Below are 8,486 nucleotides of genomic sequence, written 5' to 3' on the forward strand. Positions count from 1 at the left end.
TGAATCGATCTCAAGTTATTCCTATGCTGTGGTAATTCTGTTCTTACCTTTCTAATAGTAAGTGTGATCTTGCTCATATGCAAGTATTTTTATATCTTACACGCTTACACAGCCACCAGGAAGTGAAATAAATGAAAAGAACCTCCGATTATTAGGATCGAAGGTTCTATGTCAGGTTATATTTCGACACTTCCAGAAAAGGAATTTAAGCCTGTCCTTGGAGGCTCGCATAATAGGAGCCATGTTGGAGCAAGCTTCGGTGCGTGCCATGCTCCGCAACGGTTCCCTCCTTCATGACGAAAATAATATCCGCATGTTCCACAGTCGACAAGCGGTGGGCAACCATGATGGTCGTCCTCCCCTGCATCAACTGCTGCAATGCCTTTTGCACCCAGTGCTCCGATTCCGTATCAAGCGCAGACGTCGCCTCGTCAAGGAGCAGGATCGGTGCATTTTTGAGCAATGCTCGTGCAATTGCAATCCGCTGACGCTGCCCGCCAGACAAGGAGGCACCCCGCTCCCCTACTGAAGTCTGATATTGATCTGGCAGCTCCTCAATAAAATGATGGGCGTATGCGGCCTGCGCTGCAGCCACCACTTCCTCATGAGATGCTTGTGGGTTGCCGTAACGGATATTCTCTTCGATTGTTCCGCTGAACAAAAATGCTTCCTGCGGCACATAGGCAATCAACTTCCGAATTTCCTCCAGCGTATAATGCCCGAATGATTTGCCTAGGAGGCGAACATCTCCTCTTTCAACCGGATAAAATCCGAGCAGCAGCTTAATCAGTGTGCTCTTCCCGCTGCCGCTGGCGCCAACGATAGCTGCCACTTGTCCCGGATATACCTTCATCGATACTTGGGATATGGCTGTTTTTCCAGCAGCATAGGAGAATTCAACATCATCTAGTTCGAGCATCGGTGCTGCCGTGTTGGTATGACTATCGATGTCGTCGGCCTTTTTAATTGTACCAGTTTGTTTCACAGTGTCGTTGTTCAGATCAGGTCTAAGGGTCATATCAAGTATGGCATCTTCACTCTTGATCTCACTGCCGAATCTCTCCGGCTCTTCTTCTTCATAAAGCAGCTCCTGGACTCGTCTTGCACCAGCCAACGAGTTTTGGATAAGCGACATCGTAGAGCCGACATTCATGAACGAATGAGTCAAGTGAATTTGCAGCACGGCCAATGCCGCTACCGTCCCCATTGAAATGAACCCGTATGCATACAGCAAACTCCCAATAACAATAATTCCGCAAAACGTAATGTAACTGACGAAATGATTGACCGCTGCGAGCAGCCCCTTCTTATGGGCAATCTGACTCGATAGTTCCGTTACTTGCTCGTTCAACGCTTCATATTGTCCATAGATCGGTCGAATGCGGAACAGCTTTACCAACTGAATCCCACCAAGAAAGTCGGAGAATTTCTCAGTCAGCTTAGCGGTGACATGCAGATGCCGGTCGTATAGATTCCGTACCGTATTTACGAAGCGCGAGCTGATATAGAAGGATAAGAGCAGCACGAGTAAAGAAACGCAAGCAAATTGCCAATGCAGCGCGAACATCATGATGATAGAGCCAAAACTAATCATAATCTCGAGCAGCATAGCAAACAGGATGCCGCAGTAGGTCACTTCCAGTGTCGACACATCATTATTCATCCGGGACAGCAGCTCACCGTTGTGGGTTCGCTCAAGCATTGACATTCGCAGGCTGCACATCTTCCGATACAAGCGCTCACGTATGTTCGCCAGCGTCAGTTCCACACTTCGATGAAACAAATACGTGAACGGCGGAGCTATCAGGTTCAATAGCAGAATGGAGCCCCCCAAAATGTACAGTCCTCCATACATAAGGGATATATCATTTGACTCGGCATAATTAACCAGACTCTGCACTAACAAGCTGAAGGATAAAATAAACAGGGTGTTTACGGCGCCGCTCGCAATCATACCAATGTAATAATGCAGCTTATGCTTTTTGCTCATGAAATTCATCATGCCGACTATTTCTTTCCCATATGTAATCATGTCAGATAGTCTCACGTGCAGGCCACCTCCTCCCGCCCTGATGGCTCAGCAGAGAATTGTCGATGATATAAGCTGGCGTAAGCGCCGCCCTTGACCAATAATTCATCGTGCGTTCCTGCTTCGACGATCCCTCCGCCTTCCATCACCCATATTTCATCTGCGTGTTGAATGGTTGACAAGCGATGTGCGATGACGATCGTTGTTCGGTCTTGCATGAGCGTGTCGAGCGCTTGTTGAACGAGATGTTCAGACTCCGTATCCAAGGCAGATGTCGGCTCATCGAGCAGCAGTATAGGCGCATCCTTCAAGATTGCACGCGCAATCGTAATTCGCTGTCGTTGTCCACCTGACAGCAAGCCTCCACGCTCTCCGACCTCCGTCTGATAGCCATCCGGGAGTTCCATAATAAAAGAGTGCGCATGAGCAGCCTTAGCTGCTTCAACAATATGATCAAACGCAGCATTAGGCCTGCCATATCCGATATTGTCGGCTATCGTTCCGCTGAACAAGTAAGAATCCTGCGTGACGACAGACAGGTTCGAACGCAACTCTTCTGGATTCCAATTCGATACGGAATGTCCATATACGCGTATCGTTCCTCCGTTGCTAGGCAATGAATAAAATCCACATATCAGCTTCATTACAGTGCTCTTCCCGCCGCCGCTGACGCCGACTAACGCCACGGTCTTCCCCGGCTCTACCGCGAAACTCAAATTCCGAAGCAGCAACGGTGAATCCTTCTCATAGGCAAAGTTAACCTGTTCAAAGGTGATCGGCATTTGATCCCGTATGCCACCATCATTCAAACTTTCGTCTGCAAGCTTCTCTCCTTGCTGTTCGACAGGCTGGGATGCAACATCATAAATCCGCTTCAATGCACCACCCATCTCAAACGTATGTGTGATAAGCGTCGGAATGTTTTGCAGCGGCTCGAGACATAGATTGAGCAGGTAAAGGAATGTAATCAGCTCTCCTGTGCTGAACGAGCCTTGTGAAATTAAATAACTTCCATATAGAACGGAAAAGACGACCGGACTCATCATTAGCGTAAATAAGATCGGCGTAATGATGGCTTCTCTTTTGCTGACGGCCAGCTTCTTGAGTAGGGTGAGCTGAAGCAGCGATTGATAGGATCGGAACAACATGCCTTGCAGCAAATAGCTTTTGACAAGCACCATACCGTTCAATGTGTCCTGCACGATAGCATTCATCTGTCCCGTGCTCTCCTGCGCTTCTTCTGTCAATTGCTGCAGCTGCTTGCCAATCCACTGAGATACGAACAAAGAGACCGGCACAAGTAATACGCTAAGCAGCACAAGCTCCCACCGGATCCAGAGCAAATAAGCAAAGCATCCGATAAACAGCAGAGGATGATAGAACCATTGCGGCAAGTCGCGTATCATGAACTGATTAATGATCTGCATGTCGTTTGTGAATCGCGAGACCATATCGCCCGAATGCTGCTTGTCCAAATAATGGACAGGAAGCTTCCCGATATGGCGCATCATGGAGTTGCGTACATCCCGCATTGCACGGGCGCTCCCTTTTTCAATGCCGAATGTCATCATGTACTTCGCGGGAACGCCTACTGCAATAACGACAAGCACCATATACACGGTGTTGATAACTACCTGCCCATCCCCTCGTTCAGCCTTGGCGGTCAGTTGTTGGATCAGACTGCCCGTCCATATTTCGATCACCGCCGCAGCAATGGCACATAGCATACCGGCAATTAACCAGCCCTTGTGCGACTTCGCGAATGATACTAACCATGCCACGGACTTCCATAGGGCAAACACACCTTTTTCTTTTTGCTGCTTCACGTTACGGTCTCCCCTTTGTGTCCCATAGTCGCGGCACCGCTCACAAACTGCCCCCTTCTACAGCATTCAAACATTGCCTTCGCCGAAGTCGAGCAGTCTGTGCGCATGAGCAGGCTATGAGCATCAGTTGGTCTATGTACATCAGATAGTTGTGTGTATCAGTTAGCTGTATGCATCAACAAGCTGTATGCAACAGGAGCTCGTGTGCTTCAGAAATCTGTATACATCAGCAGCCTTTGTGCTTCAGCAATCTGTGTACATCAGCAGCCTTTGTACTTCAGCAATCTGTGTACATCAGCAGCCTTTGTACTTCAGCAATCTGTGTGCATTGTGCATTCAGCTACTTATCGCCAACTGATGCAGGCCTGCAAGCATGCCTTTCTTCATCAGGTGCCAGAAATCTGTACAACTAGTGGGTAACCATTGTTTGCTCGAGAATATGCCGAATGATTGCTTGCATGACATTAGCGTTCGCTTCCAAGAAAGGCGGTTGAAGCACTTCTTCGTGCACACCGCGTAGGTTGTACTCCGCATACCTGCCGCGAGTAGCCTCCTGCCATGTCGCGAGCTGCTCCCCGTCTGCCTGGTTCACCTCGGATGGCTCCGCCATCAGTGCATGAATATTGGCATCAATGATGTCGGAGTTAACGAGTTCAGTCGCGTACGACCAGTACGCCCTCATCTTGTTCTTAACTTGATCGCGGAGAAGAGGATGGTGAACCAGCATTTCTTTCAGTTCCTCCACACCATCAATCATTTGATCGATGTCGCCGTCGAATTCGTCTACTTCATGCACCTTCAGCTTCCGCAAGGAATCAACCATGATGACATCCGACACCGGATACCCTCGGCACTCCAACGCTTTCGCAACCTCGAACGTCAGATTGCCACCTAGAGAATAGCCTAACAATATAAATGGCGGCTGCGGTTGAACAGCAAGGATCGCATTCACGTATCGTTCAAGCAGTTCCTCCCGAGTTTCAGCATCATCGATAAAGTCAATGCCATGCAGGATGCAGTGATGATCCAGCTGCTTGGCCAGTTCCAAGTAGCTGAGACCGTAGCCAAGTCCCGGAGGGAAGCAGAAGACAGGGATATGACCGTTTTCGTTCAATTTCATGAAGTGATTTCCTGCCTTGCCAGCAAGTTCAGATTTCAACATTTCGTACGCCATCGCTTCAATTGTCGGCTCCCGGAATACGCTGTGAATTGGGATTTCAACCTCAGTCTCGGTATAGACGCGCTCCACTAGCCTCATTAAGCTTAAGGAATGACCGCCAAGCTCGAAGAAATTATCCTTAACGCCTACCTGACCTAGCCCGAGCACCTCCCTCCATATGTGAGCAAGCAGTACTTCTTGCGGCGTGCGCGGGGCCACGTATTCCGAGGCTGCCTGCACATGCAATTCAGGGGCCGGAAGTGCCTTCCGGTTCACCTTGCCGTTCGGTGACAGTGGAAGCTTATCGAGCTGTACGAAGTAGGATGGAAGCATATATCCCGGGAGCTGCTGAGCCAAAGCTATCCGCATCTCACCAGCCGTAATCAGACGAGCTGCTACATAGTAAGCGCATAGGCGCTTCTGCCCGTCACTTTCCTCCCTGACGATGACCACAGCTTCTTGAATCGCCTCAAGGTCTAACAGATGAGCTTCGACCTCACCAAGCTCGATTCGATAACCACGGATTTTCACCTGATCGTCTTTCCGTCCCACATACTCTATCGTTCCATCTGATAGCCATCTTGCCAAGTCACCCGTTCGGTACATGCGATCACCCGGAACGAACGGATTATTCACGAACTTGGCTCCTGACAAATCTGGACGGTTCAAATATCCTATGGCTACTCCATCGCCCGCTACGCATAACTCACCAGCTACACCAATCGGCTGCAGAACGTCTCCCTCGCCAACAATATATACGGCCGTATTGCCAATTGGGCGTCCGATCGGTATGGTAACGGCGCTGTCAGCTACTTCATCAACGTTGTGGCTAGTCGCAAATACGGTGCTCTCCGTTGGCCCATATACATGCTTAAGCTTGCCTGGACCCAAATGCCGGAGCGCCTTGCGCACATGGCTCACAGATGCGCGCTCCCCACCGAACAATATCGCACGCATATGGCGCAGGCTGTCCACTCTCAGGTCGACGAGCAGATTGAAATAGGCGGTGGTAATAAACATGACCGAAATCTTCTCGCTCTCGATGGTGTCGGCCAATCGTCCAGCGTCGAGTACTACCTCGCGCGTTATCAGGACAAGCTTCGCTCCATTCAGCAAGGCGCCAAATATGTCGAAAGTCGAGCCGTCAAAAGCGTAGCTGGATAATTGCAGCACCGTGTCATGCTGATCGATCTCGATATATTTCGCATCCCGCACTACTCTAACGATGTTGCGGTGAGTTGTTAAATTCCCCTTCGGCATTCCCGTTGTACCTGACGTATAAATGACGTAGGCGAGATCAGAAGCCCCATTATGCTGCTCCAGATTCGTGCCGTCTGCGTGGTAGGAGCCCTCATCATCTACAAGTACAACCATGCAATCCGCAGGAATATGGTTCGCCTGCAAATGACGTTGAACGACTAGAAGCGATGTTCCCGAATCGTCGATCATGTATCGAATGCGTTCCTCTGGATAGTCCGGATCAATTGGCACATATGCCCCGCCTGCCTTCAGGGTCGCCATAATCGCTACAATCATGTCTAGCGAACGATCCGTCATTAGACCTACGCAGCGGCCGGCTTTTACACCCTTACCTCGCAGTGTTCTCGCCAAGCGATTCGACCGTTCATTCAACTCGCGGTATGTGAGCCCTTCTCCTCCGAATTGGACGGCAACCGCATCCGGCGATTTCTCTGCCTGCTCCTCGAACAAATGTTGAATCGTCTTCTCCCGCGGATAATTCGTTATCGTATCATTAAATACCAGCTTGACCTGCTCTCTTTCCTGCAGGCTCATCATATTCAGAGACATCAGCTTCGCATTCGGTTCTGCGATGATGGCATCTATTAATTGCACGAAATGTTCTCCCATCCGCCTCGCGGTCTCTTTCGCATATAAAGCAGTCGCATACCCTAGACCACATAGTATCCCTTCTTCATTCTGTTCGGCATGGAAGGTTAAGTCGAACTTCGCGACAGAATGGCTGTGCGGGTATGGACTTATCCGAAGCCCATCAATATGGAAGGAACTCTGCTGTTCATGCTCTACACTGAATATCGTATCGAACACTGGATTTCGGCTCATGTCCCTAGACTTATGAACCTTCTCTACCAACGTTTCGAACGGATAATCCTGATTCTCGAATGCGGCGAGGGCCGTATCCTTCACCTCGGCCAACAGTTCTGCGAAGGATTTCTCACCAGTTGGATAATTGCGAATGGCGAGCGTATTGACGAACATCCCAACGAGCGGCTCCAATTCCGTATGGTTGCGGCCCGCGATCGGTGTACCGACAATGATATCGTCCTGTCCCGTATATTTGTGCAGGATCACGGTATATGCTGCAAGCAGAACCATGTATAAGGTTGCGCCGTAGTTTGCCGCTAATCGTTGCAACTGCTCGGCCTGACTGTTCGTTAAGGTGAACAAGGCCACATCCCCTTCGAACTGCTGTACAGCCGGTCGCACATAATCGGTCGGCAATTCGAGCGTCGGCAGTTCTCCGTCCAATTGCTTCAGCCAATAGGATTCCTGATGCGCAAGCTTCTCTGCATATTCATTGGATTGCTGCCATACAGCATAGTCCTTATATTGGATACGCAGCGCCGGCAGTTGATCGCCTGCATATATCCGGGAGAATTCATTCACGACATGCCCCATCGTTACGCCATCGGAAATGATATGGTGCATGTCGAACATCAGAATATGACGTTCATGTCCAGTTTCAATCAATCCGACTCTGAGCAGCGGTGCTTGTTTAAGCTGGAATGGACGTACGAAATGAGTGATCAGCGCCTCTGCATCTTGTTCTGCTGCAAGGTGATATTCGATAGCGAACTCCACCTGCGAGTGAATGCGCTGCACAGGCTCACCGCGTACCGTCTCGAAGCTTGTCCGCAGCGATTCATGTCGGTCGATCAGCTTCTGGAAAGCCCGTTCGAATCGCGCACGATCCAGCTCTCCTTCGAGAATCAGCACTCCCGGCATGTTATAGCTTACCTCGGCTCCTGTCAGCTGGCTTACAATGAACAGCCGTTTCTGCGCTGAAGATAACGGATAATAGGCTTTTTCCTCAGCGATAGGTATTTCCGTGTAAAGTTCTTGATGCATCTCGGTTATCGCCTTCGCCATCTCCTCGATGGTCGGATGACGGAACACACCTCTTAACGGGAAGTTGACGTTCATTTCCTTGTACAGCCTGCTCACCAGCGTCGTTGCCCGCAGCGAGTGACCACCCAGCTCGAAGAAGTTGTCCTTCACGCCTACGCTTGGTAACCCCAATACATCCTGCCAAATGCGTGCAAGTCTTGCTTCCGTATCTGTACGCGGCGCGACATACTCCGTTCCAGTCTCAATGCCGCCTTCTGGCTTCGGCAGCGCTCTCCGATCGATCTTCCCATTCGGCGTCAGCGGCAGCCGCTCCAACTGTACGAAGTAGGACGGAATCATGTAGCCTGGCAGCTCCTGCGACAAT

3 protein-coding genes are annotated in these 8,486 nt (G+C 50.1%); all 3 read right to left on the reverse strand.

The window, feature by feature from the left end:
- Window positions 1-205: 205 nt before the first annotated feature.
- Window positions 206-2,047: an ABC transporter ATP-binding protein gene (locus BP95_RS0105640; protein WP_021252551.1), complete on the reverse strand. Its 1,842-nt coding sequence runs from the start codon at window positions 2,045-2,047 to the stop codon at window positions 206-208.
- On the reverse strand, window positions 2,044-3,855 hold the full coding sequence (locus BP95_RS0105645) for an ABC transporter ATP-binding protein (protein ID WP_021252552.1): 1,812 nt from the start codon (window positions 3,853-3,855) through the stop codon (window positions 2,044-2,046). Before BP95_RS0105645 ends, BP95_RS0105640 begins: the two co-directional genes overlap by 4 nt.
- A gap of 409 nt (window positions 3,856-4,264) precedes the next feature.
- The coding region (locus tag BP95_RS0105655) for a non-ribosomal peptide synthetase (protein ID WP_028531619.1) at window positions 4,265-8,486 on the reverse strand (4,222 nt) is incomplete at its 5' end.

Source organism: Paenibacillus sp. UNC217MF, from assembly GCF_000686865.1.
GTDB lineage: Bacteria > Bacillota > Bacilli > Paenibacillales > Paenibacillaceae > Paenibacillus_B > Paenibacillus_B suaedae.